This is a genomic window from Microbacterium sp. LWS13-1.2 (assembly GCF_040144835.1).
Lineage (GTDB): Bacteria > Actinomycetota > Actinomycetes > Actinomycetales > Microbacteriaceae > Microbacterium.
Map to the genome: position 1 here is coordinate 443,086 of NZ_CP151632.1, position 26,276 is coordinate 469,361.

Below are 26,276 nucleotides of genomic sequence, written 5' to 3' on the forward strand. Positions count from 1 at the left end.
AATGGCTTCCCCCGCTCGCCGAGCACCCGCGAAGGCCGCACGCAGCGCCATTCCCCAGCTGTCCTGGCGGGCGCCACAGCCCGCGCCGATCGTGCTGGTGTCCGGTCCCGAAGAGGTCTGCGCCGAGCGCGCGATCGCGGGGGTGCGGGAATACCTGCGCGCCGAGGATCCGACGCTCGAGGTCTCCGACATCCGCGCCGACGACTACGCCGCGGGAACCCTTCTGGGCGTCACGTCGCCGTCGCTGTTCGGCGAGCCGCGGCTCGTGCGCGTGAGCGGCGTGGAGAAGTGCTCCGACACCTTCCTGGCCGAAGCCGTCTCCTACCTCTCGGCGCCACAGGACGGCGCCACCGTGGTGCTGCGTCACACCGGTGCGAGCGTCCGAGGCAAGAAGCTGCTCGACGCGATCCGCGCCGGGCAGGGCTCCGGTGTGGAGATCGCGTGTCCTGCCGTCAAGCGCGATTCCGACCGCTTCGACTTCGCCGCGGGGGAGTTCCAGGCCGCCAAGAAGCGCATCGCCCCCACCGCCCTGCGCGCTCTCGTCTCGGCGTTCGCCGACGACCTCAACGAGCTCGCCGCGGCGTGCCAGCAGCTGATCGCCGACGTTCCCGGCGACATCACCGACCAGATCGTCGAACGCTACTACGGCGGTCGCGTCGAGACGTCGGCGTTCACGGTCGCCGACACGGCGATCGCCGGCCGCTATGGCGAGGCGCTCATCGCACTCCGCCACGCGCTCGCCTCGGGTGCCGACCCCGTCCCGCTGGTCGCAGCGGTCGCGATGAAGCTGCGGACCATGGCGCGGGTGGCGGGCAACCGCGAGCCCTCGGCGGCCCTCGCCGCCCGGCTGGGCATGAAGGACTGGCAGGTCGATCGCGCCCGCCGCGATCTGATGGGGTGGAACGAAGAGAGCCTGGGTCGCGCGATCCAGGCGACGGCGAGGGCGGATGCCGAGGTCAAGGGCGGCTCTCGTGATGCGGTCTTCGCTATCGAGCGCATGATCACGGTCATCGCGACCCGCGCGCCGTACGGCGCTTGAACGCGGGTACGCGAAAGGCCCGCCCCTGACGGGACGGGCCTTCTCGACCGATGCTCAGCAGGCGATCTCGCGCCGGCGGCGACCTCACGGTCGCAGAGCGTGTCGAAGGCTCAGAGCGCGGAGACCTGCTTGGCGATGGCCGACTTGCGGTTCGCCGCCTGGTTCTTGTGGATGACGCCCTTGCTGACGGCCTTGTCGAGCTTCTTGGACGCCGTGCCCAGCGCCTTCTCGGCGGCGGCCTTGTCGCCCGCAGCGATCGCCTCGCGGGTGCGACGGACGTGCGTCTTCAGCTCGCTCTTGACGGCCTTGTTGCGCTCGCGCGCCTTCTCGTTGGTCTTGTTGCGCTTGATCTGCGACTTGATGTTCGCCACGTGTCGACGTTCTTTCGTTCGAAGGGAATCGGATAGATGTGCCGGTCAGCGAGAGAGGGGCGCTTCGCGACGGTCGTGAGGGCGAACCCACACGCAAGCCAAACAAGGATTCTATCAGGTCGGTCGGCATCCCATTGACGCCCGCCTGCGTGCATGCGGCAGCGGCGCGATGATGCATGATCTAGGCGTGGGTGCGTGCACCCGAGGCGTGCGTCCATGACGAAGGAGTCCACCGTGCCGCAGCATCCGTCCGTCGACCTCGCACCGTTCCCGCCGGGCTTCCGGTGGTCCGCGGCGACCGCCGCGTTCCAGGTGGAGGGCTCGCGTGCCGCCGACGGACGCGGACGGTCGATCTGGGACGACTTCGTCGACGCTCCCGGCGCCGTCCGGGACGCCGCGACGGCAGACCCCGGCCCCGACAGCTACCGGCGGCACCGCGAAGACGTCGCGCTGCTCGCCGGACTCGGGGTCGACCGCTACCGCTTCTCGATCTCATGGGTGCGGGTGCAGCCCGAAGCGGGCGGCCCCGTCCTGCAGACGGGACTGGACTACTACCGTCGCCTCGCCGACGATCTTCTCGACGCCGGCGTCACGCCGTTCGCGACGCTGTACCACTGGGACCTGCCGAGCGTGCTGGAAGAGGCAGGCGGTTGGCTGGAGCGTGACACGGCGCAGCGCTTCGGCGAGTACGCCGGGATCGTCGCCGAGGCTCTCGGCGACCGCATCCGTCACTGGTACACGCTCAACGAACCCGTCTCCACGTCGCTGCAGGGCTATGCCGTCGGCACACTGGCGCCAGGGCGTCAGCTGCTGTTCGGCTCGCTGCCCACCGTGCACCATCAGCTTCTCGCCCACGGTCTGGCCGAGCGCGCGCTGCGGGCCGCGGGTGCGGAGGAGGTCGGCATCGTCAACAACCACACGCTGGTGCTTCCCGCGAGCGGGACGGATGCCGACCTCACCGCGGCCGCGGTGTACGACGTCCTCCACAACCGCGTCTTCGCCGAGCCGGTTCTCACCGGGGCGTACCCGGACCTGGAGGCGTTCGGCATCCCGCCGATGCCGGTGGAAGACGGCGATCTCGAGGTCATCTCCGCGCCCGGGGACTTCTACGGCATCAACTTCTACAATCCGACGACGATCGCGGCCGCGGCGCCGGGCAGCCCCGTCCCCTTCGAGATCGTGCCCACACCGGGCGCACCCGTCACCGGGTTCGGACCGGAGTGGCCCGTCGTGCCCGCCTCGCTCACAGAGCTTCTGCTCGACTTCCGCGACCGCTATGGCGATCGCCTTCCTCCCCTCGTGATCGGTGAGAACGGCGCCTCGTTCCCCGAGCCCGCCCACGTCGACGGCCCCATCGACGATGCCGAGCGCATCGCGTATCTGGCAGGCCACATCGACGCCGTCGGCGCCGCCGTGCGCGCGGGCGTCGACGTCCGCGAGTACACGGTGTGGTCACTGCTGGACAACTTCGAGTGGGCCGACGGGTGGTCGCAGCGATTCGGGCTGGTGCACGTCGACTTCGACACGGCCGAGCGCACACCGAAGACCTCGTTCGACTGGTACCGGGCGCTCATCGCCGAGGCGCGCTCGTGAGCACGCGGCAGCGCGGCAAGGTCGGCGCAAGCTGGTTCACGCTCTTCACCCTGGCGTGGCTCGCGCTGTGGACGGTGCAGCTGACCCCGCTGCAGCTGCTCATACCGCTGCAGCTCGACACTCCCGACGACGCCGCGGGCTGGGTGTCGGGGGTGGTCTCGTCGGGACTCGTCCTCGCGATCGGCGGCGTCGCGGGCGTCATCGCCGCCCCGCTCGCAGGTGGCCTGTCCGACCGCACGCGCGGACGATGGGGGCGCCGGCGGCCGTGGGCGCTCGGCGGCGTCTGGCTCGGCACGGCGTCGCTCACGGCCATCGCCTTCGCGTCGGGCCCGTGGGGCGTGGGACTCGCGTGGGTCGGCGTCTCGGTGGGCGTCGCCGTCGCCTCGGCGGCCTTCACCGCACTGATCGCCGACCAGCTGACGACTCAGCGAGGCGCGGCATCCGCGGCCGTCTCGTCCTCGCAGGCGCTCGGGATCGTGGTCGGCGTGGGTGTCATCGTGCTCCTGGAGCTCGGGGTCGTCGTCGGCTACCTCGCCCTGGCCGGCTTCCTCGCCGTCGTCGGCACCGTCGCGGCCCTGCTCCTTCCCGATCCGCCCGCGCGTGCGGAGGTGGCTGTGGCGCGGGAGGGCAGGACGCTGCGCGAGCGCCTCGCCGCGCTGCGCGATCGCGACTTCGCCTGGCTGCTCGCAGGACGTCTGACGGTGAACATCGGCAATGCGCTCGGAACCGGGCTGCTGCTGTTCTTCCTGCTCTACGGGCTGCACCGGGATTCCGCGACCGCCGAAGACGAGCTGCTGCTGCTGATCCTCGTGTACACGCTGTTCGTCGTCGTGTCGTCGATCGTGTCGGGCTGGATCTCCGACCGCACCGGACGCCGTCTCCCGTTCGTGGTGTGGCCGGCCGTGATCCAGGGGCTCGCGTCGATCATCCTCGTCGTGGCACCGTCGCTCACCTCGGCGATGATCGCCGCGGCGCTCCTCGGCGTCGGCTACGGGGCGTACATGTCGGTGAGTCTGGCGCTGGGCACCGACCTGCTGCCGTACGCGGAGGACCACGCCCGTGACCTGGGTTTCGTCAACGTCTCGGCGAGCCTGGGGCAGCTCATCGGCCCGCTTCTCGGCGCCGGGCTGGTGGCGCTCGTCGGCGGCTTCTGGCTGCTCTTCCTGGTGGGCGGCATCCTGTCGATCATCGGCGGGTTCATGACCTACGCGATCCGTGCACGCGATCGCACGACGTCAGCCGTCTGACGACTCCAGGGTCGTCAGAGCCACCTCGAGGAGCGCGTCGAACACGCGCGGGCGCATCACGGTGACGTGGTGGGTGGTGCGGGGGACGACGACGAGTTCGGCGTGCTGCGCGATGCGCATGAACAGCTTCTCGTTCACGCGGAGCTGGTCGTACTGCCCGTTGACGAACCACAGCGGCACGTCGATGCGGTGGAGGGCGGCGAGCAGATCCAGAACCGAGAGGCTGCGCAGCGCGATGTCCTGCGCGTCCAGGGCATAGCCACCGGCGCCGAAGTCGGCGCGGGTCTCATCGGGAAGAATGCGATCGAGCATGCGATTCGTCAGCCACATCCCGCGATCGGGCAGCGAGTCGAATCCGCGCGCGAGCACGCGATAGGCGGCGAGTCCCACACCGCGCGGTATCGCGGTGCAGGATGCCGCGACGAAGCCCGCGACGGGCGGCGGATCCTCCGCACCCGCGTACTCGATGCACAGCAGCCCTCCCATCGAGTGCCCCACGAGGAGGACCGGTCCGCGCTCGGCGGCTGCGCGCACCGCCTCGTCGATCGTCGTCATGGCCGATTCGAGGGTGAAGTCCTCGGCCATGCGCGATCCGTGGCCGGGCAGGTCGACGGCCGTGACCGGCGTGCCGCGCGCGGTCAGGTAGTCGACCTGGGCGCGCCACATGGTGGCGGACGTCCGGATGCCGTGGACGAGCACGACCTGCACCACCATGACGACAGGCTAGCCGGGGGCGCCGCCTAGCATGGCGGCATGCCCGAGATCGCCCCGCACATCGCGCACATGCCCGGCTCGGGAGTGCGCCACATCCTCGAGCGTGCGCTGCGACGGCCCGGCACGATCATCCTCGCGGTCGGCGAGCCGGGCGAGGTCGCAGCCGGCCGGATCCGGGATGCCGCGGCGGACGCCTGGCGGGCCGGCGCCATCCGCTACACGCCCAATGGCGGTATCCCTGCCCTGCGAGAGGCGATCCGCGGCAAGCTCGCGCGTGAGAACGGCCTCGATGTCGACACGGAGCAGATCTGGGTCACCGTCGGCGCCACGCAGGCGCTGCACCTCGCGATGGCACTCGCGCTGTCGCACGGCGACGAGGTGCTGGTGCCGGATCCCCGCTACACCACGTTCACGATGAACGCCCACCTGCTGCAGGCCGTGCCCGTGCCCTACCCGCTGCGTCCGGAGCGCGACTTCCAGCCGGATCTCGCGGAGCTCGAGTCGCTCGTCACGCCGCGCAAACGTGCGCTCATCGTGAATACGCCCTCCAACCCGCTGGGCTCGACCTTCGATCGTCCGACACTGGAGGCGCTCATCTCGCTGGCGGAGCGGCACGCTCTGTGGCTCCTCAGCGACGAGGTGTACGAGCGGCTCACATGGGGGGCCCCGCACGTGAGTCCGGCGACGCTGGATCGCGACGGTCGGGTGCTCTCGGTCTTCTCGATGTCGAAGACGTACGCGATGACGGGCGCCCGCGTCGGCTGGCTCGTCACCCACCCGCCTGACGCGCGCTGGTCGCGGTGGGCGGAGCCCCTCGCGGGGTGCTCCGCCGTCACAGCCCGGCGACGCGCAGAGTCTCGGCATCCCGCACCCGTACAATCGTCTGGACATGTCACCCCGCGCCCTGAAGCCCCTCGAGCCCTCCGCCACGCCGCCCGAGCTGATCCGCAACTTCTGCATTATCGCCCACATCGATCACGGCAAGTCCACGTTGGCCGACCGCATGCTGCAGATCACCGGCGTCGTCTCCGACCGCGACATGCGTGCGCAGTACCTCGACCGCATGGACATCGAGCGCGAGCGCGGCATCACGATCAAGTCGCAGGCGGTGCGGATGCCGTGGGCGACCGGCGACCAGACGTTCGCGCTGAACATGATCGACACGCCCGGCCACGTCGACTTCACGTACGAGGTCTCGCGGTCGCTCGCGGCGTGCGAGGGCGCGATCCTGCTCGTCGACGCGGCGCAGGGAATCGAGGCGCAGACGCTCGCGAACCTGTACCTGGCGCTCGAGAACGACCTGCACATCATCCCCGTGCTCAACAAGATCGACCTGCCGGCGGCCGACCCCGACAAGTTCGCCGCCGAGCTCGCGAACCTCATCGGCGGCTCGCCCGACGATGTGCTGCGCGTGTCTGGCAAGACCGGGATGGGCGTCGAGACTCTCCTCGACCGCATCGTCGAGCAGATCCCGGCACCCACAGGGAACGCGGATGCCCCCGCCCGCGCCATGATCTTCGACTCCGTGTACGACTCCTACCGCGGTGTGGTGACCTACGTCCGCATGGTCGACGGCAAGCTGGAGCCGCGCGAGCGCATCCAGATGATGTCGACGAAGGCCACGCACGACCTCCTCGAGATCGGCGTGTCGAGTCCCGAGCCCGTCCCGACGAGGGGGCTCGGCGTCGGCGAGGTCGGCTACCTCATCACCGGTGTGAAGGACGTCCGCCAGTCCAAGGTGGGCGACACCATCACCACCGCGCGCAAGCCCGCCGTCGACGCGCTCGCGGGCTACACCGATCCCAAGCCGATGGTCTTCTCGGGCGTCTACCCGATCGACGGCAGCGACTACGGCGACCTGCGCGAGGCCCTCGACAAGCTGAAGCTCTCGGACGCCTCACTGCAGTACGAGCCCGAGACGTCGGTCGCGCTGGGCTTCGGCTTCCGCTGCGGCTTCCTGGGGCTGCTGCACCTCGAGATCATCACCGAGCGCCTTGCGCGCGAGTTCGATCTCGACCTCATCACGACCGCACCCTCCGTCATCTACGAGGTCACCACCGACACCGGCGAGCAGGTGACGGTCACGAACCCCAGCGAGTACCCCGACGGCCGGGTCGCCACGGTGAGCGAGCCGGTCGTCAAGGCCGCCATCCTTCTGCCGAAGGACTACGTCGGAACCGTCATGGAGCTGTGTCAAGGGCGCCGCGGGCAGCTGCTGGGCATGGAGTACTTCAGCGAGGAGCGCGTCGAGCTGCGCTACAACATGCCGCTCGGCGAGATCGTGTTCGACTTCTTCGACCAGCTGAAGTCCCGGACGCAGGGCTATGCGAGCCTCGACTACGAGCCCGCGGGCAGCCAGGAGGCCGACCTGGTGAAGGTCGACATCCTGCTGCAGGGCGACAAGGTCGACGCGTTCAGTTCGATCGTCCACCGCGAGAAGGCGTACGCCTACGGCACGATGATGACCGAGCGCCTGCGCAAGCTGATCCCGCGCCAGCAGTTCGAGGTGCCCATCCAGGCGGCCATCGGCGCCCGCATCATCGCCCGCGAGAACATCCGCGCCATGCGCAAGGACGTCCTCGCCAAGTGCTACGGCGGCGACATCACGCGTAAGCGCAAGCTCCTCGAGAAGCAGAAGGAGGGCAAGAAGCGCATGAAGATGGTGGGTCGCGTCGAGGTCCCCCAGGAGGCGTTCATCGCCGCGCTCTCGGGTGACGTCGAGGGAAAGGGCGCCAAGTAGGCTGGTCTGCATGCGTCGAGGAACCTTCCGTGACGACACCGTCGACTACGCCGCCGTCGGGGCGACGCAGGCGCCGGATCTGATGCACTACCCGCCGGAGCGCAGCCTCCCGGCGGAGCAGTCGTGGCGCATCGGCAGCGGGGAAGCCAGATTCCGTGCCGCCGGCGAAGCGCTGCTGTCGTGGACCGCCCAGCGCGGCGCAGGCCTCGAGCTGAGCGACGTGCGCCCCGCATCGGGCCCGATGTACTCGGGCGTCAGCTTCGATGCCGAGGGCACGCCGGTCGCGCCCAGCCGCTCGGAGGCCGAGCAGCGCTTCGACGCGGACGGCACGCCGTACGTCAGCGCGGGCACGACCATCCGCGTCGACGGACGCGTCAAGGGCCTGCGCGCCGACGCCGAGCTCCGTGTCATCTTCGCCGTGGAGGAGCCCCGTCGCGTCGGCTTCGCGCTCGGCACGGTGAGCGACTCGGTCGTCAGCGGCGAAGAGTCGTTCATGCTCGACTGGTACGACAACGACGAGGTGTGGTTCACGGTGCGGGCGTTCGATGCGCCGCGCTCGGTCCTCTATCGCGTGCTGCCCGGGCTCACCAAGCGCCGTCGGCGCGAGCTGTTCTCGCGGTACCTGCGCGCCATCTCACCGCTCTACACGACCCCCGCGTGAGCCGCTGATGGGCTCCGCTCTTCCGCTCGGCGAGCCTGTTCCCGCGGACGGCTCGCTCCCTTCGGGCATCCGCATCGATCCCGCGACCGATTTCGGCGTGTACCTGCACGTGCCCTTCTGCCGCGTCCGCTGCGGCTACTGCGACTTCAACACGTACACGGCATCCGAGCTGCGGGGCGCGCGCCAGGACCAGTACGCCGACACGCTCCTGACCGAGATAGCCCTGGCCGCGCCGGTCCTCGAGCGCGCGGGCGGAAACCGCCCGGCCACGACGGTGTTCTTCGGCGGCGGCACGCCGACGCTGCTGCCCCCGGGCGATCTCGCCCGCATGCTCGGCGGCGTCCGCGACACCTTCGGCATCGTCGAGGGCGCCGAGGTGACGGTCGAGGCCAACCCCGACACCGTCTCGCCGGCGGTCGCGGCCGAGCTGGCGGCATCCGGCGTCACCCGGCTCTCGATCGGCATGCAGTCCGCCGTTCCGCACGTTCTCGCGGCGCTGGATCGCACGCATGACCCCGAGAACGTCCGCACCGCCGTCGCGGCCGCCCGAGACGCCGGTCTCGACGTCAGCGTCGACCTCATCTACGGCGCTCCCGGTGAGTCGCTCGCGGACTGGCGTTCGTCGCTCGAGGCCGCCATCGCGCTGGAGCCCGACCACATCTCGGCCTACGCGCTCATCATCGAGGACGGCACGAAGCTCGCGCGCCAGATCCGCCGCGGAGAAGTCGCCGCCCCGGACGACGATCTGCAGGCCGACATGTACGAGCTCGCGGACGACCTGCTCGCGGGCGGCGGATTCGATTGGTACGAGGTGTCGAACTGGGCGCGAGACGCGGCCCACCGATCGCGGCACAATCTCGCCTACTGGGTCGGCTCGGACTGGTGGGGCTTCGGGCCGGGAGCGCACAGCCACATCGGGGGAGTGCGGTTCTGGAACGTCAAGCACCCCGCGGCGTACGCGCAGCGGCTCGCGGCGGGCGAATCGCCCGCCGCCGGACGCGAGAGCCCGGATGCCGATGCCCGAGCGCTCGAGAGCGTGCTGCTGCGCACACGGGTCCGGGAAGGGCTCCCGGTCGGCGAACTGCAGGGCGAGGGGCGACACGCGGTCGCCGCGCTCATCGCGGACGGCCTCATCGATGGTCCGACGGCGTTGCGCGGGCGCGTGGTGCTGACGCGACGGGGACGCCTGCTGGCGGACGCCGTCGTGCGCGCGCTGACCGAGTGACCACGCGCGGCGCCCCGCCGCGGCTTCGCCGGGCGCGGCGTCGTTCGGCGATCCTGACGGGGTCATCGGATAGAATTGGCACTCCAGTCATGCGAGTGCCAGACGCCCTGGTGCCGACAGCAGCGTGAGGAGGCGGAATGGTCAGCGAGCGAGGTCTGCAGGTACTGCGGGCGATCGTCCAGGACTACGTCCACACGCGTGAGCCGGTCGGCAGCAAGACGATCGTCGAGCGGCATGCGTTCGGCGTATCCGCGGCGACGATCCGCAACGACATGGCTCTGCTGGAAGACGAGGAGCTCATCGTCGCGCCCCACACGTCGTCGGGACGCGTGCCGACCGACAAGGGCTACCGCGTCTTCGTGGACCACCTCGCCGAGATCCGCCCGCTCTCGTCGGCGCAGCGCTCGGCCATCGCGTCCTTCCTGGACGGCTCGGGCGACCTCGACGACGTGCTCGTGCGCACCGTGCGCGCTCTCACGCAGCTCACCGGCCAGGTCGCGATTGTGCAGTACCCGTCGTTCGCCCGCGCCAACGTCACGCACGTGGAGCTGGTCCAGCTCGGCGGGGGGCGGATGCTGGTGATCATCGTCACCGACACCGGCCGCGTGTCGCAGCGGCTGACCTTCGTCGGAGAGGACTTCGACGACACCGACCTCGCGCACATCCGCGCCCGCCTCGGCACGCTGCTGGTCGGCCGGCCCGTCCGCGAGGGGCTTCAGCGCATCGCCGAGCGGCTGGAGGGGCCGGATGCGCAGGCACCCGCGCACGAGAAGGCGACCGACGAGATCATCCGTGCGGTCGCCGAAGAGCTCGAGGAGTTCCGCCAGGACAAGCTGGTGATGGCCGGCAGCGCGAACCTCGCGCGGAGCGAATCCGACTTCCGCGGCAGCATCTACCCCCTCCTCGAGGCGATCGAGGAGCAGGTGACCCTGCTGCGGCTGATGGGCGAGATGGTGGCCGACGAGCAGGGACTCGCCGCGAGCATCGGCCGCGAGAACGAGGCGTTCGGCCTGGCCGAGGCCTCCGTCGTGGCCAGCGACTACGACGCGACGGGATCGCTCGCCCGCGTCGGTGTGCTCGGCCCGACGCGCATGGACTACCCCACGAACCTCGCGACGGTCCGTGCCGTCGCGCGCTACCTCACGCGGATGCTCGAGCAGGACGACAACTCCCGCTGACGCTGACGCGCATCATCGATTCCGCGGCGGGGCCGCGGCAGGAAGGCGAAAGTGGCTGACCACTACGAGGTCCTCGGCGTCGCACGCGACGCCACCACCGACGAGATCAAGAAGGCGTATCGCAAGCTGGCCCGGCAGCTGCACCCGGATGTGAACCCCGGCGAGGACGCGTCTGAGCGGTTCAAGCTCGTGACGCACGCGTACGACGTGCTGAGCGACCCCGATCAACGGGCCCGGTACGACATGGGCGGGAGCGAGTCGCCTTTCGGCGGCGCCGGCGGCTTCGGCGGCTTCAACGACATCTTCGAGACCTTCTTCGGCGCGGCCGGCGGTTCGCGTGGCGGGCGCCCGCGATCGCGGCGTGAGCGCGGGCAGGACGCCCTCGTACGTGTGACGCTCGAGCTCGGCGACGTCGTGTTCGGCACGCACCGCGACATCGACGTGGACACCGCGGTGCTCTGCGAGACCTGTCAGGGATCGTGCTGCCAGCCTGGGACGAGCCCCGTCACGTGCGACATCTGCCACGGCACCGGAAACGTGCAGCGGCAGGTGCGGAGCCTTCTCGGCAACGTCGTCACGACACAGCCCTGCAACGTGTGCCAGGGCTACGGCACCACGATTCCCTACCCCTGCGCGACCTGCCAGGGTCAGGGCCGCGTGCGCGCGCGCCGCACGGTGTCGCTCGACATCCCCGCCGGCGTCGAGACCGGCCTGCGGCTCCAGCTTCCCGGCTCGGGCGAGGTCGGCCCCGCCGGCGGCCCGAACGGCGACCTCTACATCGAGGTCACCGTCTCGCCCCACGAGGTCTTCAGCCGCGACGGCGACGACCTGCTCGCCACGCTCGAGGTGTCCATGCCCGACGCGATCCTGGGCACCACGACGACGATCGAGTCGCTCGACGGTGCGGTGGATCTCGAGGTGCGGCCGGGGGTGCAGGCCGGCGACATCCTGACGATCAAGGGCCGCGGCATCACCCCGCTGCGCGGCTCGCAGCGCGGAGACCTGAGGGTGGGCGTGCATGTCGTGACGCCCACGCGCCTGGACCACAAGGAGCGAGCCCTCATCGAGGAGTTCGCCAAGCGGACCAAGGCGCCGTCCCCGCGGCTCTCGGAGTTCCACCAGGGTCTGTTCGCCAAGCTGCGCGACCGGTTCCGGAACGCCTGACCGGTGTCCCTCCACTTCCTCCTCGACGAGCCGGCGGGTGCGCCGGGCGACGCGGTGAGCCTCACCGGCGCCGAGGCGCACCACGCCTCCAGCGTGCGGCGGGTGCGCGTCGGCGAAGAGGTGACGCTCGGCGACGGCCGCGGCGCCTGGCTCACCGGCGTCGTCGAGTCGGTGGCACCGCGCGAGGTCGTGGTGCGCATCCGCGAGCGGGCGGATGCCGCGCAGCCGAGTCCTCGGGTGGTGCTCGTGCAGGCGCTGGCCAAAGGCGACCGCGACGAACTGGCGGTCCAGGCGGCGACCGAGCTCGGAGTCGACGAGATCGTCCCGTGGCAGGCCGCACGAAGCGTCTCGCGGTGGGACGTGGCGAAGGCGGCGAAGGGCCGTGCGCGCTGGGCGACGATCGTGCGCGAGGCCGCGAAGCAGGCGCACCGCGCCTGGGTCCCCGAGGTGGTGGAGCTCACCACGACCGCGGGGATCGTGCGCCGGGCCGCGGCATCCCGCATGCTCGTGCTCGAGCCGACCGCGGCCGAGCCGCTCAGCGCCCTCGCGATGGAGTCCGGCGACGAGCGCGACGTCGTGCTCGTGGTCGGGCCGGAGGGCGGGATCGCACCCGACGAGCTCGACGCCTTCGCCGCCGCCGGAGCGCGCCTGGTCCGGCTCGGCGACACCGTGCTGCGCACATCGACGGCCGGCCCGGCGGCCCTTGCGGTCGTGAGCACCGCGCTCGCACGCTGGTGAGTGGTATCGACAGTCCCATCGACCGCTCCCCGAGCCCGTCGAACGGCCCCGTCGCTAGACTTGCGGCATGAGCGAGCCGTCGATCTTCACGCGCATCCGCAACGGAGAGATCCCGTCCGAGATCATCGCAGAGACCGAGAATGCGTTCGCGATCCGCGACATCGCGCCGCAGGCGCCGCTGCACCTGCTGGTGATCACCAAGACCGAGGAGTACCGGAACGTCGTCGAGCTCGCCGCCGGCAATCCCGAGCTGATGGCAGAGCTCGTCGGCCTGGCGAACACCCTCGCCGCGGAGCATTCGGACGGGGACTTCCGCCTCGTGTTCAACACCGGCCCGAACGCGGGCCAGACCATCTTCCACGTGCACGCCCATGTGCTCGCGGGAGGCCTCGAAGAGAAGAGTGTCGGTGCCTGATCAAGACGGTCATGAGACCGTGAGCGACCGCGTCTACGCGGATGGGGTCGCGATGGTGCAGTTGCTGGGTCCCCAGGATCGCCTGCTGCGGGTCGTCGAACGGGAGCACCCCGGTGTCGACGTGCATGTGCGCGGCAACGAGATCACGCTCACGGGCGAGGCCGACGCCGTCGCCGCGGCACGGTCGCTCGTCGACGAGCTGCTGGCGATGACGAAGGCGGGGCACGCGCTCGGCGAGGCGGACGTCACCTCGTCGAACCGCATCCTGCGCACGGAGGGCGGTCCGCGGCCGTCCGAGGTCCTCGGCGAGGCGATCCTCTCGTCCCGCGGCCGGGTCATCCGCCCGAAGACGCTGGGCCAGAAGGCGTACGTCGACGCGATCGAGGAGAACACGATCGTGTTCGGCATCGGTCCGGCCGGAACCGGCAAGACCTACCTGGCGATGGCAAAGGCCGTTCAGGCGCTGCAGCGCAAGGAGGTCAGCCGAATCATCCTGACGCGTCCCGCGGTCGAGGCGGGGGAGAGGCTCGGGTTCCTCCCCGGCACGCTCACCGACAAGATCGACCCGTATCTGCGGCCGCTGTACGACGCGCTGAACGAGATGATGGACCCCGAGCTGGTTCCCAAGCTGATGGCGACGGGCACCATCGAGGTGGCGCCGCTGGCGTACATGCGCGGACGCACGCTGAACGACTCGTTCGTCGTGCTCGACGAGGCCCAGAACACCACGCCCGAGCAGATGAAGATGTTCCTCACCCGGCTCGGCTTCGGCACGCGCATGGTGGTCACCGGTGACATCACGCAGATCGATCTGCCGCAGGGGTCATCGGGACTGCGCCTCGTGACCCGCGTGCTGGGCGACATCGACGACATCCACTTCGCCTACCTCACGAGCGACGACGTGGTGCGGCACACGCTCGTGGGACGGATCGTCGACGCTTACACCGTGTACGACGAGCACCGCCTCGCCGCACGACGGGAGCGGGACGAGGCCTCCGAGTTCGCCAACCGCGCGGAGCGCCGCGCCACCGTACAGCGCACCGGCGGACCCCGTGACCACCTTCCGAAGCGAGGACGCTCATGACCATCGAGATCGGCAACGAATCCGGGATCGCCGTCGACGAGACGGTGCTGCTGCGGCTGATGGAGCACAACTTCGCGGAGCTGCACGTGAGCCCCGACGCCGACGTCGCGATCCTCCTCGTCGACGAGGGCGCGATGGAAGCGCTGCACGTGCAGTGGATGGACGAGCCCGGTCCCACCGACGTCCTCAGCTTCCCCATGGACGAGCTCCGCCCGGGCACGGAGGACGCCCCGACGCCCCCCGGACTCCTCGGCGACATCGTGCTGTGCCCGCAGGTCGCCGAGGCGCAGGCGGTGGCGGCGAAGCACTCGACGCTCGACGAGCTGATCCTCCTCACGACGCACGGCCTGCTGCACCTTCTCGGCTTCGACCACGCCGAGCCGGAGGAGGAGCGCGAGATGTTCGGACTGCAGCGGGAGCTCATCACCTCGTTCCAGGCGTCCGAGCGCCGACGACCGCGCGCATGACCGCTGCCCTCCTTCTCGTCGCGGCGGCGCTGCTGCTCGCGTTCGGCGCCCTGATGGTCGCCATCGACGCGGCGCTCAGCGTCACCTCGCGCGCCGATCTCGCCGAACTCGCCGCAGGGGACCGCAATGCGGAACCGCTGCGCAGGATCGCGGCCGACCCCGACGCCCACGCCAACGCGGTGATCTTCATCCGCGTCCTCGCCGAGACGACCGCGGCGGTGCTCGTGACGGTCGCGTTCACCGACCTCTTCAACAACATCTGGTGGGCGATGCTCGCCGCGGCGCTCCTGATGACGGGAGTGTCGTACGTCATCGTGGGCGCGAGCCCGCGCACCGTCGGCAGGCTCCACGCCAAGGCGCTCCTGCGCGGTGCCGCGCCGGTCATCCGCGGCGTGCGCATCATCCTGGGTCCGCTCGCCCACGGCCTCGTCGCACTCGGCACCCGCATCACGCCCGGTGCCTCTCGCGGGTCCTCGTTCGCGTCCGAGGAGCAGCTGCTCAGCATCATCGACGAGGCCGCCGAGAATGAGCTCATCGAGCAGGACGACCGTGAGCTCATCCACTCGGTCTTCGACTTCACCGACACCTTCGTGCGGGCCGTCATGGTGCCGCGCACCGACATGGTCACCGTCGATGCCTCGGCATCCACGCGCGAGGCGATGTCGATCTTCCTCGAGAAGGGCGTGTCGCGCGTTCCCATCGTCGACGACGACGCCGACGACGTCGTGGGGGTGCTCTACCTCAAGGACCTCGTGCAGTTCGCCTTCCGCGACGAGTCGGGGTGGCGCGATGCCCCGATCAGTCGCATCGCCCGGCCGGCGGTCTTCGTCCCCGAGTCGATGAAGGCCGAGACCCTGCTGCAGCAGATGAAGCGCGACGCCGTGCACGTGTGCCTCGTCGTCGACGAGTACGGCGGCGTGTCGGGGCTCGTGACCCTGGAGGACCTCATCGAGGAGCTCGTCGGCGAGATCTCCGACGAGTACGACCCCCGTGCCGAGGAGGTCACCGAGCTCGAGCCCGGTCACTACCGGGTGAGCGCACGCCTCGGACTCGACGAGGTCGGGGACCTCTTCGGCCTCGATCTGGAGGACGAGGACGTCGACTCGATCGGCGGGCTCCTCGGCAAGGCGCTGGGCCGCGTGCCGCAGCCCGGCGCGACCGCAGAGTACGCCGGACTCGTGCTCACCGGAGGCGCGTCGCGCGGACGCGGACGCGGGATCTCGACGGTGTTCGTCGAACGCGGCGCACCCACCTTGGACATGGGCCGGCCGCGCACCGGCGAGATCCGCATTCCGAGCCCTCGCACCGGCGAGGTACGGCTGCCCAAGAAGGAAGACACCCCATGACCGACAACGACGCCATGCCGGCTTCCGAACCCGCCGCCGTCCCCGCCTCTGCCCAGGCCTCAGGGCCCGCCGACGGGCGTTCCGGCTTCGTCACCTTCGTCGGCCGCCCGAACGTCGGCAAGTCCACCCTCACGAACGCCCTCGTCGGCGAGAAGGTCGCCATCACCAGCGACAAGCCGCAGACCACGCGGCGCGCGATCCGCGGCATCGTGAACCGCCCCGGCGGCCAGCTGGTGATCGTCGACACCCCGGGCCTCCACAAGCCCCGTACCCTCCTCGGGCAGCGTCTGAACGACCTCGTCGAGCAGGTGCTGGGCGATGTCGACGTGATCGGCTTCTGTGTTCCCGCGACAGAGAAGGTCGGCCCCGGCGACCGCCGCATCGCCGAGTCGTTGGGCGGCTACGGCCGGGCGAAGAAGGTCGCGATCGTCACCAAGACGGATGCCGCGTCCCGCGACCAGATCACCGAGAGGCTGATCGAGGTCGACCAGCTGCGCGAGGACTGGGCCGCTGTCATTCCGCTCTCCGCACTCACCCGCGATCAGCTCGACGTGCTGACCGACGAACTGCTCGCACTCATGCCGAAGGGCCCCGCGCTCTACCCCGACGGCGTCGTCACTGACGAGTCGACCGAAGACCGCATCGCCGAGATCATCCGCGAGGCGGCGCTCGAGGGTGTGCGCGATGAGCTGCCGCACTCCATCGCCGTCACGATCGAGGACATCTCCGAGCGCGACACCGGGTCGATGACCGACATCCATGCGAACCTCATCGTCGAGCGCGACAGTCAGAAGGCGATCATCATCGGCCACAAGGGCTCACGCCTGCGCGACGTCGGCGCGCGTGCCCGCGCGCAGATCGAGCCGCTGGTCGGCACGCAGGTCTTCCTGAAACTGCACGTGCGCGTCGCGAAGGAATGGCAGCGCGACCCGAAGCAGCTGGGCAGGCTCGGCTTCTGACACCGCGGCGCCTGTTGCGGCGCCTGGATCAGCCGCCGGTCGGCGTCATCGCCGACCGGATGACGACGGTGTCGTCGCCGAACTCCGCGTTCGCGGCATCCTGCCAGCTGCCGTCGTCCCAGACGACGTCGACCCAGAGCCACCCGTCCTGCGGGTGGGAGCTCAAGTATGCGTCGCCGAGGCGGTCGGGGAGCTCCTCCTGGATGGCGGTGAGCGTCGCCTCGTCGCCCGCTCCCGGCTCGCCGCCGGTCGGGTCTTCGGGCCGGATCGGGTCGTACAGAGCGAGCTGGATCGGCGGCTGGGTCATGGTGAATGACGTGCCGTCGTATGCGCCGCGCACGGCATAGGCGCCCCAGGTCACGTCGCCCGACGACTCGGCACCCTCGACGCCGTCCCAGGTCCAGTCCTCGAGCGGGATCCCCGTGCACTGCGGCGGATACGACTCCGCCACCGGACCCAGACAGAGCTGCACCTCGCCGGCGGTGTCCAGCACGGTGCCGGTCGTGGTGACCTCGCCCTCGGGCGGCACCGGTGTGATCGCCCCGAGGGCGGCAGGCGGGGGAGTGCTCGCAGGATCCGCGCCCGCGCACGCGACGGCGACGAGCCCGACGAGGACGGCGGTGGCAGCGGTGCCGAGCGGGCGGCGGAGACCTCTCATACCTCGATGGTGTCGCGCGCAGCCCGATCGTCTCAGAAGCGGATGCCGCGGCATGCGTGTCCGGGCGGTTCGCGCTGCGCGCAGAACCGGGTGTAGCCTGGTGCCATGCGCTTCGGCCGGCTTCTCCTTCTTAGCCGCCGCGACGAGACCTCGTTCTAGGGCCTTCCTCGTCGCGGAGCTTTCGCCTGGCCCGCATCATCAGGCATCGAGCCACCCCGATCGGGTTGACGGCTCGAGACAGACGAGAGAAGCGATCGATCATGAAGAACAATCAGAAGCCTTCGGGCATGCCGGTTCACAAGTATCTGCCGTTCCACGAGCAGTTCACCGTCGAACTGCCGGACCGCACCTGGCCGGGCCGGCGCATCACGACGGCACCCCGCTGGTGCGCGGTCGATCTGCGCGACGGCAACCAGGCGCTCATCGACCCGATGAGCCCCGAGCGCAAGCGGGTCATGTTCGACCTCCTGGTGCGCATGGGCTACAAGGAGATCGAGGTCGGCTTCCCCTCCGCGAGCCAGACCGACTTCGACTTCGTGCGTCAGCTCATCGAAGAGGACCTCATCCCCGACGACGTGACGATCCAGGTGCTGACGCAGGCGCGTGCGCACCTCATCGAGCGGACCTACGAATCGATCGCCGGCGCGAAGCAGGCGATCGTGCACCTGTACAACTCGACCAGCGTGCTGCAGCGCGAGGTCGTGTTCCGCACCGACGAGCAGGGCATCATCGACATCGCGCTCGAGGGTGCGCGGCTGTGCCGCGAGTTCGAGAAGCGCATCCCTGAGACGCAGGTGTTCTACGAGTACTCGCCCGAGAGCTACACCGGCACCGAGCTCGAGTTCGCTGTCGACGTGTGCAACCAGGTCATCGAGATCTTCGAGCCCACGCCCGAACGCAAGGTCATCATCAACCTGCCGGCGACAGTCGAGATGGCGACTCCGAACGTCTACGCCGACTCCATCGAGTGGATGAGCCGCCGGCTCGCGCACCGCGAGAACGTGATCCTCTCGCTGCACCCCCACAACGACCGCGGCACCGCCATCGCCGCGGCGGAGCTCGGCTACATGGCCGGCGCCGATCGCATCGAGGGCTGCCTGTTCGGCAACGGTGAGCGCACCGGAAACGTCGACCTGGTCGCGCTCGGCATCAACCTGCTCACGCAGGGCATCGATCCGCAGATCGACTTCAGCGACATCGACCAGGTCAAGCGCACGGCCGAGTACTGCAACCAGCTGCCGGTGCACGAGCGCAGCCCGTGGGCGGGCGACCTGGTGTTCACCGCCTTCAGCGGATCGCACCAGGACGCGATCAAGAAGGGCTTCGAGGCGATGGAGGCCCGCGCTGCGGCAGCCGGCGTCACCGTCGACGAGATCGACTGGGCCGTGCCGTACCTGCCCATCGACCCCAAGGACCTGGGCCGCTCCTACGAGGCCGTCATCCGCGTCAACTCGCAGTCGGGCAAGGGCGGCGTCGCCTACCTGCTCAAGACCGACCACTCGCTCGACCTGCCGCGCAAGCTGCAGATCGACTTCTCCGGTGTGGTGCAGGCAAAGACCGATGCCGAGGGCGGCGAGGTCACCAGCGACCAGATCTGGAAGATCTTCACGGACGAGTACCTGCCGTCGGAGGTCGCCGACGAGCGCTGGGGCCGCTTCGAGCTGCTGGCGACGAGCACGCGCAGCGACCTGTCGGGCGATGTCGCCCTCGACATCACGCTGCGTGACGGCGACGAGCGCTTCGAGGCCTCCGGCCGCGGCAACGGCCCCGTGGCGGCGTTCCTCGAGATCGTCCGCGCGCAGGGGTTCGACGTCACGCTGTACGACTACGTCGAGCACGCCCTCAGCGCCGGCGGCGACGCGCAGGCCGCCGCGTACATCGAACTTCAGGTCGATGGCGAGCGCCTGTGGGGCGTCGGCATCGACTCTGACATCTCGACCGCATCGCTCAAAGCGATCGTGTCGGGCGTGAACCGCGCCATCCGCACGCGGGAGCGCTCAGGGGCCCTCGCGGCCGTCTGAGCGCGAACCGTCGACGGGTGTGCGCGGGTGATCCCCGCGCGCGCCCGTCGGTGTGCGTCCGGGCGGCGGTGAGCCGGTCGATCAGGGCTTGACGATCGGGATCGTCGAGGTCTCGACGGCGACCTTGCGGCGATACAGGGCGCGCTGTTCCGGCAGCGAGATGTCGAAGATTACCGCGAGCAACCGGATCACGGTGGTGACCGCGATACCCACGATCGCCGCGATCACCAGGTCGAGCCCGAGTGCGTTCGCGACGGCGAGGACGAGGCACCCCACTCCGGCGGCCACCGCGTACAGCGAGCCGACGTGCATGATCGCCACCGGGAGGCCCATGATCATGTCGCGCAGGATGCCGCCGCCGACAGCCGCGCACACGCCGACGAAGACGGCCGGAACGAGGGGTAGGCCGAGCGCGAGCGCCTTGCTGGTGCCGAAGGCTCCGAACAGGCCGATGACCAGGGCGTCGAGGCCGACGATGATGGCGTTGAGTCTCTGGAAGAGGCCGGCGAGCAGCATCCCGAGCAATGCCGCGCCGGTGGCCGTCAACAGGTACCAGTTGCTCTGCAGCGTGACCGGCGTGACGTTGAGCAGCAGGTCGCGGATGAGGCCGCCGCCCATCCCGACGACGATCCCGATGATCGCGACTCCGAGCAGGTCGAGTCGGCGCTGCCCGCGGAATCCCGAGGCGAACAGGGCACCCTGGATCCCGCCGAGTCCGACGGCGGTGAGGTCCGCCCACAGCGGGATCACGAAGATCGGCTCGTCCACCCCTCCATTCTCGGGGCGCGTCATGGGATGTGCGTGCGCACCGCCGTCATGAACCGGTCCAGGTCATCGACCCAGAGCCGGACAGCGTCGACCTCGGCGACGGTGTCGCCGAGACGCACGGCCACCGGACGCTCGAGGATGACGAGGACGTCGGTCTCGTCCTGTATACGCAGGGCAAGGGTGCGTCCGTGCGGCTCGTCGCGGATCTTCGGAGCCTTCTCGAGCACATCCCGGGACTTCTCGACGCTCGCCACGGCCGCCCACGGCAGGTCGATGTCGACCTCGGCGCCGGAGCGGGCTCGGATGCCTTCAGGACCGACGGCGTGCGGACGGGTGAGGAAGCCCAGCAGGAGGCCGATCATCCACGTCACGCCCCAGATGCCGGCGGCGAGGAGGGGGATGCGCACCCACGGCCAGTCGTGGACGATCAGGTCGACGATCGGAATCTCGATCGTCGAGAGGACGATGAAGATCACGAGGATCGTCAGCACGGGGGAGTGGTACGAGAAGCCGGACGCCCCGCGCGGGACTCGCGGGCGGCGGAACAGCCAGCGGTAGAGGCTCTTCCACACGCCGATCTCGGCGCGCCACGCGGCGCGCGCCAGCTTCGCGATCCGCTCCCGGAGCGAAGTGCGCGACACGGTCGTCGACGTGACGTCGGTCATGCGTGATCCTCCCGCTCGCGCTGTGCCCCCTCGTGCTCGGCGATCAGGTGCTCGAGCCGGCCGCGCACGTGGTCGATGCCGCGGACCAGCGCGTCGACGGTCGCGGCGTCGAGGCCCTCGACGAGGGCGGCACCGAGCTCGGTGTGCTCGAGATCCATCGCCTCCATGAGCGCGCGCCCGCGATCGGTCAGGTGGACCAGCACCGCGCGCCGGTCGGTGGGGTGGGGCTCGCGCCGCGCGAAGCCCGTCGCGTCGAGGGCGTCGACGAGCGTCGTGATGTGGCGCGGAGTCACGTCGAGCGCCTCGGCGAGCTGCACCTGCGTGGCGGGCCCGCCGTGATGGAGCACCCACAGCAGATGCGTGCGTGGCGCGGTGAGGCCCCGGCGGTCGAGCTCGCGCTCCTGATCGGCCTGGAGGACCTGCGTCAGCGCCAGCAGCGAATCCAACACGTGTGTTCCTGACATAGTGTACAGACTACATGATGTCGTCGGGTGTTGACCGCGACCACGGGTGTTGGGATCCTTGCGGGGGGCTCACGCGGCACTGGGGAGAGGTGATGGCGATGGCGATGTCCGATCGCGCGGCACGGGCGAAGGCGTCGGTCGACGTCGTGACGGCGTACTTCGCACGCATTCAGGCGACGGCCGACGACCCCGACGCTCTCGATTTCACCTTCGGCAACCCGCACGAGCTGGCGCTTCCTGGGCTGACGGCGGCTATTCAGGCGCAGGTCGAGCCGCGGTCGGTGGACTGGTTCGCTTACAAGTCGAGCGAGAGGGTTGCGCAGGAGACGATCGCGACAGGCTTGCGCACCGAGCTCGGCCTCGACTCCGAGCCCGACGACATCGCCATGACTCAGGGAGCCTTCGGCGCGCTCTCGCTGGCGTTCGCGCTGCTGGCGGACGCGGGCGACGAGGTCGTCATCCCCGTACCCGGATGGTTCTGCTACGAGCCGATGCTCCAGGCTGCGAACCTCATCCCCGTCCGCGCCCCGCTCGATCCCGAGACGTTCGATCTCGACATCGACGCGATCTCCCGTGCGATAGGCCCGCGCACGCGGCTCGTCGTCGTCAACTCCCCGGCCAACCCGACCGGGCGCGTCTACTCGCGGGGCACATGGCAGGCGCTCGCGGACGTGCTCGAACAGGCCTCACGCACGCACGGTCGCCGCATCTGGCTCATATCGGACGAGCCGTATCGTCGCATCCGTTTCGACGGCATCCACTTCGCGAGCCCCGCCGGCTCGTACCCGTGGACCGTCATCGCCTACAGCTACGGCAAGGTGCTGCTGGCACCGGGGCAGCGCCTCGGGTACCTCGCGCTCTCGCCGCTCATCCCGCCGGCCGAACGGGACGAACTGCGCGCCGCGCTCTTTCCCCTGGGACTCGCGATCGGATGGGGATTCCCCGACGCCGTCATGCAGTACTCCGTGCCGGCGCTCGAGTCGGTGTCGCTCGACATGGCCGAACTCGCCCGGAAGCGGGATCGGCTGTTCGGCGCGCTCAGCGACGCGGGCGTGCGCGTCACCCGCCCCGAGGGCACCTTCTACCTGTGGGGCGAAGCGCCGGGCGGCGACGCTGCGGTCTTCTGCGATGCCCTCGCTGCGCGCGGGATCTACGTGATGCCCGGGACGCTCTTCGACCAGCCGCGCCACTTCCGGATGTCGCTCACCGCCACCATGGAGACCATCGACCGGGCGCTGCCCGATCTCACGGAGGTCGCCGCGGCCCTCAGCACCACGGCGGCCGGGGCGTCAGCGCCCGCGCCGGGGAGACGGCATCCATAATTGACGGGTGCCCACCTACCGCGATGAAGTCGTGGTCCTGCGCACCCACAAGCTGGGGGAAGCCGACAGGATCGTGACGATGCTCAGCCGTCGCCACGGCAAGCTGCGCGCGGTCGCCAAGGGGGTGCGTCGCACCTCGTCGCGGTTCGGCGCGCGGCTCGAGCCGTTCATGGTCGCCGATGTGCAGCTGTACCAGGGCCGGTCGCTCGACATCGTGCAGCAGGCCGAGTCGCTGGGCTCCTACGGCGCCGAGATCGTCGCGCACTACGACCGCTACACCTCGGCTCACGCGATGGTGGAGGCCGCCGACCGGTTGAACGAGGCCGAGGCGACGCCGCAGCAGTATCTGCTCCTCGTCGGCGGGCTGCGCGCGCTCTCGCGCGGCGAGCACGCCTCACGGAGCGTGCTGGACTCCTACCTCCTCCGCGCGATGGCGCTCTCGGGGTGGGCGCCCGGACTCGGCGAGTGCGCCCGGTGCGGACGCAGCGGCCCGCACGACACGTTCGTCGCACAGCAGGGCGGTATCATCTGCCGCGACTGCGCCCCGACGGGTGCGGCTCGCGTGGACGCCGCGACCGTTTCGCTTCTCCAGTCGCTCATGGCGGGTGAGTGGGACATCGTGGATGCCGCATCCGCCGGCTCGACGGCGGCCGCGTCGGGGCTGATTGCGGCCTACGCCCAGTGGCACCTGGAGCGCGGCATCCGTTCGCTCTCGCACGTCTCAGCCCCGCAGGAAGGCAGCCGGTGACCCCGAAGCCCTACACGCACCGCGACGCGGTGCCGTATCGCCCGCTGGACTGGACCGGTGTCCACCCGCCCGCGTATCCGCGGGGGGCGGTGCCGAATCACGTGGCGATCGTGATGGACGGCAACGGCCGCTGGGCGAACCGCCGGGGTCTCACCCGCATCGAGGGGCACAAGGCCGGCGAGGCCGCGCTCCTCGATGTCGTCGCCGGCGCGATCCAGGCCGGCGTCAAGCACCTGTCGGTGTACGCGTTCTCCACTGAGAACTGGTCGCGCTCGCCCGAAGAGGTGCGCTTCCTCATGGGCTACAACCGCGACGTGCTGCATCGTCGACGCGACCAGCTCAACGACTGGGGCGTGCGGATCCAGTGGGCAGGACGCAAGCCGCGACTGTGGTCGAGCGTGATCAAGGAGCTACAGTTCGCGGAGCGGCTCACTGCGGGCAACGACGTACTGACCCTGACCATGTGCGTCAACTACGGCGGACGGATCGAGCTCGTCGACGCGATGCGCTCCATCGCCGACGACGTCGCGGCCGGCAGGCTCAAGCCGTCCGCCGTGTCGGAGAAGCTCATCCAGCGCCGGCTCTATCGTCCCGACATGCCGGACGTCGACCTGTTCCTGCGCTCCAGCGGCGAGCAGCGCACCTCGAACTTCCTGCTGTGGGAGTCGGCCTACGCCGAGTTCGTCTTCCTCGATACGCTGTGGCCGGACTTCTCGCGGGAGGACCTGTGGCACGGCATCGATGTGTACCTCGGTCGCCATCGGCGCTTCGGCGGAGCGGTCGATACGCCCGACGCGTCCGCCTCCTGAGCCCGCGCGCATCGACGGGGGTATCCAGCGCGCCCCAGCGCCCTCATCATTGACGTGAGCCGCGTACGCGGCCGGTCAGGAGGCGCATCGTGGCGCTGTCACGACCTGGGGTCGGCATCGCGACCCTGAGCATCGCGGTCCTGTTCGCCATCGTGGGCTGCGCCGGCCCCGCGACGCAGACGGATGCCGGGCGCACGGTGTCGGCGAGCCCCTCACCTTCGCCCACTGAGACGGACGACGGGGAGAACGGGACGCCCGATCCGGACGGGGAAGAGGATCCTGCTCAGGACCGGGTCCGGACCGGACCCGTCGCGCAGTACGGTGGTCCCGCCTACGGCGACCAAGGCGTGGCCGAGGTCGTCGAAGCGGGCGTATGGTGCAAGACCATCGCGGTGTTCTGGGGCGGAACGGTTCCCGAGGGCGTGCGGTTCACGTTCCAGCACGCGGTCACCGATCGCGGCGGACTCCAGGTCGAAGGCGGGGTGTGCGGGTCGCGTGGCGCCGATCGCTCCTGTCTGGGGATGACCGTCGGCGCCGACGACTCCCAACTCACCTGCAGCCTCGTGCTGCGTCCCGATGCGAGCTTCCAGGACGGCACGTCGATCCGGTTCGAGGGCACGCTCGAGTGTCCGACATCGGAGATCTGCGACATCGTCGTGGCCCGCGACGTCCAGCCCGGGCCGGCCATCGTCGTCGTAGACCCCGAGGGAGAGGGGGAGGACGAGCAGCAGCAGGATCAGGATCAGCAGGATCAGCAGGATCAGCAGGATCAGCAGGATCAGCAGGATCAGGATCAGCAGGATCAGGACCAGCAGGATCAGGACCAGCAGGATCAGGACCAGCAGGACCAGCAGGACCAGGGCGAGGGACAGGCCTGATGGCCAGGCGCTCTCGCACCGTTCAGAGCCGCACCGCTGCGGGGGACGCACCCGAAGCGGAGCCCTCGCCGCCACCCGACGAGCCGTCGACAGTCGAACCCGGCCTCGGCTTCGAGAAGTGGATGGGGTTCCTGTCGTCGTTCGTCGCGCCGCTGACGCTCGTCACGGCGCTGCTCTTCTACTTCGGCTACGTGTCCACGCGTGAGTTCTTCCGCTACTTCGGTGTCGACGTCGACATCATCGGCCTGAGCACGCAGGAGTTCGTCATGCGCAGCCCCGGGGCGCTCTTCATCCCCGTCATGGTGCTCATGCTGCTGGCCGCGGGGGCGATCGTCGGCCATCGCGTGCTGCGGCGTCGGCTCGGCGAGCGACCACGGACCACCCAGCGGCGTGTCATCGCCGCCATCGCATGGACGGGGATCGGCTTCCTGCTCGCCGGCCTCGTATCGGCCTTCCTCCTGCCCGTCCTCGGCGACTGGGTGTGGGGCCAGCTGCTCACCCCTCTGTTCCTCGCCCTCGGCGCTGGGCTCACGGCCTACGCCGCATCGACCGTGCGCGCCCTCGGCGGCGCAAACGTGAGCCGCGCGGTGGTCGTGCTCCTCGTGCTCGTGATGGTCGCCGGCACCTTCTGGTCGACGGCGACCGTCGCCCAGTGGTGGGGGCTCGGCCAGGCGCGCTCGCTCGCCTCCGATCTGAGCACCCTTCCGGCCGTGGTCCTGGACACCACAGAGCGGCTGTACCCGGGCAACGATGACATCTCGTTCCAGCAGTTGGGCGACGGGCCTCCCGCCGAGGGCGATGCGGGTGCGGCTGCCACGTTCGGCTACCGCTACTTCGGCCTCCGTCTCCTGGCGCAGGGTGGGGGCAGGCTGTATCTCGTGCCAGACGCGTGGTCTCCGGATGCCTCGACGATCGTGGTGCCCTACGACGACGTCCGCGTCAGGTTCCGGTTCATTCCCGACGCCGACCCGCCCACGTCGTGAATATCCGCAGGAATAGACG

26 protein-coding genes and 1 pseudogene are annotated in these 26,276 nt (G+C 70.0%); 21 read left to right on the forward strand and 6 right to left on the reverse strand.

All coding sequences use genetic code 11. The features are described 5' to 3' along the window. Nucleotide 1 precedes the first annotated feature (1 nt). Nucleotides 2-1,039 carry a DNA polymerase III subunit delta gene (gene holA / locus MRBLWS13_RS02120; protein WP_349427433.1) on the forward strand — a complete coding sequence of 346 codons (1,038 nt, stop codon included), beginning with the start codon at nucleotides 2-4 and terminating at the stop codon, nucleotides 1,037-1,039. 110 nt (nucleotides 1,040-1,149) lie between these two features. Here holA and rpsT read toward each other — a convergent pair whose 3' ends face one another. Further along, nucleotides 1,150-1,410: a 30S ribosomal protein S20 gene (gene rpsT, locus MRBLWS13_RS02125; RefSeq protein ID WP_163617239.1), complete on the reverse strand. Its 261-nt coding sequence runs from the start codon at nucleotides 1,408-1,410 to the stop codon at nucleotides 1,150-1,152. A 216-nt stretch (nucleotides 1,411-1,626) separates the two neighbouring features. On the opposite strand from rpsT, the gene MRBLWS13_RS02130 reads away from it, so the two are divergent. After that, on the forward strand, nucleotides 1,627-3,003 hold the full coding sequence (locus MRBLWS13_RS02130) for a GH1 family beta-glucosidase (RefSeq protein WP_349427434.1): 1,377 nt from the start codon (nucleotides 1,627-1,629) through the stop codon (nucleotides 3,001-3,003). After that, a complete protein-coding gene (locus MRBLWS13_RS02135) occupies nucleotides 3,000-4,250 on the forward strand; it encodes an MFS transporter (RefSeq protein ID WP_349427435.1) in 1,251 nt (416 codons plus the stop codon). Before MRBLWS13_RS02130 ends, MRBLWS13_RS02135 begins: the two co-directional genes overlap by 4 nt. Here MRBLWS13_RS02135 and MRBLWS13_RS02140 read toward each other — a convergent pair. Beyond that, nucleotides 4,239-4,964 (reverse strand): alpha/beta hydrolase, encoded by a 726-nt coding sequence (locus MRBLWS13_RS02140; protein WP_349427436.1) that lies wholly within the window; start codon nucleotides 4,962-4,964, stop codon nucleotides 4,239-4,241. The two genes, MRBLWS13_RS02135 and MRBLWS13_RS02140, sit on opposite strands and share 12 nt — an antisense overlap. A 69-nt stretch (nucleotides 4,965-5,033) precedes the next feature. Here MRBLWS13_RS02140 and MRBLWS13_RS02145 point away from each other — a divergent pair. The 12 genes and pseudogenes from MRBLWS13_RS02145 to era form a co-directional block, all read left to right on the forward strand. Continuing rightward, a pseudogene (locus tag MRBLWS13_RS02145) lies at nucleotides 5,034-5,684 on the forward strand (pyridoxal phosphate-dependent aminotransferase); the annotation flags it as partial. A 169-nt stretch (nucleotides 5,685-5,853) separates the two neighbouring features. Then, entirely contained in the window at nucleotides 5,854-7,704 is a 1,851-nt protein-coding gene (gene lepA, locus MRBLWS13_RS02150; protein ID WP_349427437.1) for a translation elongation factor 4, read from the forward strand. Between the two features lie 10 nt (nucleotides 7,705-7,714). Next, nucleotides 7,715-8,365, forward strand: a complete 651-nt coding sequence (locus tag MRBLWS13_RS02155; RefSeq protein WP_349427438.1) for a DUF1990 family protein — start codon at nucleotides 7,715-7,717, stop codon at nucleotides 8,363-8,365. 7 nt (nucleotides 8,366-8,372) lie between these two features. After that, the gene (hemW, locus tag MRBLWS13_RS02160; RefSeq protein ID WP_349427439.1) at nucleotides 8,373-9,590 is read left to right on the forward strand and encodes a radical SAM family heme chaperone HemW; all 1,218 of its coding nucleotides are present in this window, start codon (nucleotides 8,373-8,375) and stop codon (nucleotides 9,588-9,590) included. Between the two features lie 137 nt (nucleotides 9,591-9,727). Then, nucleotides 9,728-10,768 (forward strand): heat-inducible transcriptional repressor HrcA, encoded by a 1,041-nt coding sequence (gene hrcA / locus MRBLWS13_RS02165; RefSeq protein WP_349427440.1) that lies wholly within the window; start codon nucleotides 9,728-9,730, stop codon nucleotides 10,766-10,768. A 51-nt stretch (nucleotides 10,769-10,819) separates the two neighbouring features. Beyond that, entirely contained in the window at nucleotides 10,820-11,932 is a 1,113-nt protein-coding gene (gene dnaJ, locus MRBLWS13_RS02170; RefSeq protein WP_349427441.1) for a molecular chaperone DnaJ, read from the forward strand. Nucleotides 11,933-11,935: 3 nt separating this feature from the next. Further along, nucleotides 11,936-12,670 carry a 16S rRNA (uracil(1498)-N(3))-methyltransferase gene (locus MRBLWS13_RS02175; RefSeq protein ID WP_349427442.1) on the forward strand — a complete coding sequence of 245 codons (735 nt, stop codon included), beginning with the start codon at nucleotides 11,936-11,938 and terminating at the stop codon, nucleotides 12,668-12,670. 67 nt (nucleotides 12,671-12,737) lie between these two features. Beyond that, nucleotides 12,738-13,085: an HIT domain-containing protein gene (locus MRBLWS13_RS02180; RefSeq protein ID WP_349427443.1), complete on the forward strand. Its 348-nt coding sequence runs from the start codon at nucleotides 12,738-12,740 to the stop codon at nucleotides 13,083-13,085. Between the two features lie 52 nt (nucleotides 13,086-13,137). Then, nucleotides 13,138-14,169 (forward strand): PhoH family protein, encoded by a 1,032-nt coding sequence (locus tag MRBLWS13_RS02185; RefSeq protein WP_349428962.1) that lies wholly within the window; start codon nucleotides 13,138-13,140, stop codon nucleotides 14,167-14,169. Continuing rightward, a complete protein-coding gene (gene ybeY / locus MRBLWS13_RS02190; protein WP_349427444.1) occupies nucleotides 14,166-14,636 on the forward strand; it encodes an rRNA maturation RNase YbeY in 471 nt (156 codons plus the stop codon). The genes MRBLWS13_RS02185 and ybeY overlap by 4 nt, the downstream gene beginning before the upstream one ends. Further along, on the forward strand, nucleotides 14,633-15,982 hold the full coding sequence (locus tag MRBLWS13_RS02195; RefSeq protein ID WP_349427445.1) for a hemolysin family protein: 1,350 nt from the start codon (nucleotides 14,633-14,635) through the stop codon (nucleotides 15,980-15,982). Before ybeY ends, MRBLWS13_RS02195 begins: the two co-directional genes overlap by 4 nt. 14 nt (nucleotides 15,983-15,996) lie before the next feature. Next, nucleotides 15,997-16,941, forward strand: coding sequence for a GTPase Era (era, locus tag MRBLWS13_RS02200; RefSeq protein WP_349428963.1), 945 nt, complete (start codon nucleotides 15,997-15,999; stop codon nucleotides 16,939-16,941). Nucleotides 16,942-16,969: 28 nt separating this feature from the next. Here era and MRBLWS13_RS02205 read toward each other — a convergent pair whose 3' ends face one another. Continuing rightward, entirely contained in the window at nucleotides 16,970-17,599 is a 630-nt protein-coding gene (locus MRBLWS13_RS02205; protein ID WP_349427446.1) for a hypothetical protein, read from the reverse strand. Between the two features lie 260 nt (nucleotides 17,600-17,859). On the opposite strand from MRBLWS13_RS02205, the gene leuA reads away from it, so the two are divergent. Beyond that, nucleotides 17,860-19,620 carry a 2-isopropylmalate synthase gene (gene leuA / locus MRBLWS13_RS02210; RefSeq protein WP_349427447.1) on the forward strand — a complete coding sequence of 587 codons (1,761 nt, stop codon included), beginning with the start codon at nucleotides 17,860-17,862 and terminating at the stop codon, nucleotides 19,618-19,620. Nucleotides 19,621-19,701: 81 nt separating this feature from the next. On the opposite strand, the gene MRBLWS13_RS02215 is transcribed toward leuA, so the two are convergent. Genes MRBLWS13_RS02215 through MRBLWS13_RS02225 form a run of 3 tightly spaced genes read right to left on the reverse strand, consistent with a single transcriptional unit; the run spans nucleotide 19,702 to nucleotide 21,517 of the window. Next, on the reverse strand, nucleotides 19,702-20,388 hold the full coding sequence (locus tag MRBLWS13_RS02215) for a TRIC cation channel family protein (RefSeq protein WP_349427448.1): 687 nt from the start codon (nucleotides 20,386-20,388) through the stop codon (nucleotides 19,702-19,704). 20 nt (nucleotides 20,389-20,408) lie between these two features. Next, nucleotides 20,409-21,053 carry a hypothetical protein gene (locus MRBLWS13_RS02220; RefSeq protein WP_349427449.1) on the reverse strand — a complete coding sequence of 215 codons (645 nt, stop codon included), beginning with the start codon at nucleotides 21,051-21,053 and terminating at the stop codon, nucleotides 20,409-20,411. Then, nucleotides 21,050-21,517: a MarR family transcriptional regulator gene (locus tag MRBLWS13_RS02225; RefSeq protein WP_349427450.1), complete on the reverse strand. Its 468-nt coding sequence runs from the start codon at nucleotides 21,515-21,517 to the stop codon at nucleotides 21,050-21,052. Before MRBLWS13_RS02225 ends, MRBLWS13_RS02220 begins: the two co-directional genes overlap by 4 nt. A 98-nt stretch (nucleotides 21,518-21,615) precedes the next feature. On the opposite strand from MRBLWS13_RS02225, the gene MRBLWS13_RS02230 reads away from it, so the two are divergent. From MRBLWS13_RS02230 to MRBLWS13_RS02250, 5 genes are all read left to right on the forward strand, one after another. Then, nucleotides 21,616-22,839 carry an aminotransferase class I/II-fold pyridoxal phosphate-dependent enzyme gene (locus MRBLWS13_RS02230; RefSeq protein WP_349427451.1) on the forward strand — a complete coding sequence of 408 codons (1,224 nt, stop codon included), beginning with the start codon at nucleotides 21,616-21,618 and terminating at the stop codon, nucleotides 22,837-22,839. Nucleotides 22,840-22,846: 7 nt separating this feature from the next. Next, nucleotides 22,847-23,587 carry a DNA repair protein RecO gene (gene recO / locus MRBLWS13_RS02235; RefSeq protein WP_349427452.1) on the forward strand — a complete coding sequence of 247 codons (741 nt, stop codon included), beginning with the start codon at nucleotides 22,847-22,849 and terminating at the stop codon, nucleotides 23,585-23,587. Continuing rightward, the gene (locus tag MRBLWS13_RS02240) at nucleotides 23,584-24,396 is read left to right on the forward strand and encodes an isoprenyl transferase (RefSeq protein WP_349427453.1); all 813 of its coding nucleotides are present in this window, start codon (nucleotides 23,584-23,586) and stop codon (nucleotides 24,394-24,396) included. Before recO ends, MRBLWS13_RS02240 begins: the two co-directional genes overlap by 4 nt. Nucleotides 24,397-24,485: 89 nt before the next feature. Further along, on the forward strand, nucleotides 24,486-25,274 hold the full coding sequence (locus MRBLWS13_RS02245) for a hypothetical protein (protein ID WP_349427454.1): 789 nt from the start codon (nucleotides 24,486-24,488) through the stop codon (nucleotides 25,272-25,274). After that, on the forward strand, nucleotides 25,274-26,257 hold the full coding sequence (locus MRBLWS13_RS02250; protein WP_349427455.1) for a hypothetical protein: 984 nt from the start codon (nucleotides 25,274-25,276) through the stop codon (nucleotides 26,255-26,257). Before MRBLWS13_RS02245 ends, MRBLWS13_RS02250 begins: the two co-directional genes overlap by 1 nt. The last annotated feature ends 19 nt before the right edge of the window (nucleotides 26,258-26,276 follow it).

Excerpts from the sequence above, each read along its gene's own strand:
- MRBLWS13_RS02155 (WP_349427438.1), top strand. The coding sequence starts at position 7,715 with ATGCGTCGAGGAACCTTCCGTGACGACACCGTCGACTACGCCGCCGTC.
- lepA (WP_349427437.1), top strand. The coding sequence starts at position 5,854 with ATGTCACCCCGCGCCCTGAAGCCCCTCGAGCCCTCCGCCACGCCGCCC.
- MRBLWS13_RS02195 (WP_349427445.1), top strand. The coding sequence starts at position 14,633 with ATGACCGCTGCCCTCCTTCTCGTCGCGGCGGCGCTGCTGCTCGCGTTC.
- MRBLWS13_RS02225 (WP_349427450.1), bottom strand. The coding sequence starts at position 21,517 with ATGTCAGGAACACACGTGTTGGATTCGCTGCTGGCGCTGACGCAGGTC.
- MRBLWS13_RS02130 (WP_349427434.1), top strand. The coding sequence starts at position 1,627 with ATGACGAAGGAGTCCACCGTGCCGCAGCATCCGTCCGTCGACCTCGCA.
- hrcA (WP_349427440.1), top strand. The coding sequence starts at position 9,728 with ATGGTCAGCGAGCGAGGTCTGCAGGTACTGCGGGCGATCGTCCAGGAC.
- MRBLWS13_RS02205 (WP_349427446.1), bottom strand. The coding sequence starts at position 17,599 with ATGAGAGGTCTCCGCCGCCCGCTCGGCACCGCTGCCACCGCCGTCCTC.
- MRBLWS13_RS02140 (WP_349427436.1), bottom strand. The coding sequence starts at position 4,964 with ATGGTGGTGCAGGTCGTGCTCGTCCACGGCATCCGGACGTCCGCCACC.
- era (WP_349428963.1), top strand. The coding sequence starts at position 15,997 with ATGCCGGCTTCCGAACCCGCCGCCGTCCCCGCCTCTGCCCAGGCCTCA.
- MRBLWS13_RS02250 (WP_349427455.1), top strand. The coding sequence starts at position 25,274 with ATGGCCAGGCGCTCTCGCACCGTTCAGAGCCGCACCGCTGCGGGGGAC.
- MRBLWS13_RS02230 (WP_349427451.1), top strand. The coding sequence starts at position 21,616 with ATGGCGATGTCCGATCGCGCGGCACGGGCGAAGGCGTCGGTCGACGTC.
- leuA (WP_349427447.1), top strand. The coding sequence starts at position 17,860 with ATGAAGAACAATCAGAAGCCTTCGGGCATGCCGGTTCACAAGTATCTG.
- MRBLWS13_RS02220 (WP_349427449.1), bottom strand. The coding sequence starts at position 21,053 with ATGACCGACGTCACGTCGACGACCGTGTCGCGCACTTCGCTCCGGGAG.
- ybeY (WP_349427444.1), top strand. The coding sequence starts at position 14,166 with ATGACCATCGAGATCGGCAACGAATCCGGGATCGCCGTCGACGAGACG.
- MRBLWS13_RS02185 (WP_349428962.1), top strand. The coding sequence starts at position 13,138 with ATGGTGCAGTTGCTGGGTCCCCAGGATCGCCTGCTGCGGGTCGTCGAA.
- hemW (WP_349427439.1), top strand. The coding sequence starts at position 8,373 with ATGGGCTCCGCTCTTCCGCTCGGCGAGCCTGTTCCCGCGGACGGCTCG.
- MRBLWS13_RS02180 (WP_349427443.1), top strand. The coding sequence starts at position 12,738 with ATGAGCGAGCCGTCGATCTTCACGCGCATCCGCAACGGAGAGATCCCG.
- holA (WP_349427433.1), top strand. The coding sequence starts at position 2 with ATGGCTTCCCCCGCTCGCCGAGCACCCGCGAAGGCCGCACGCAGCGCC.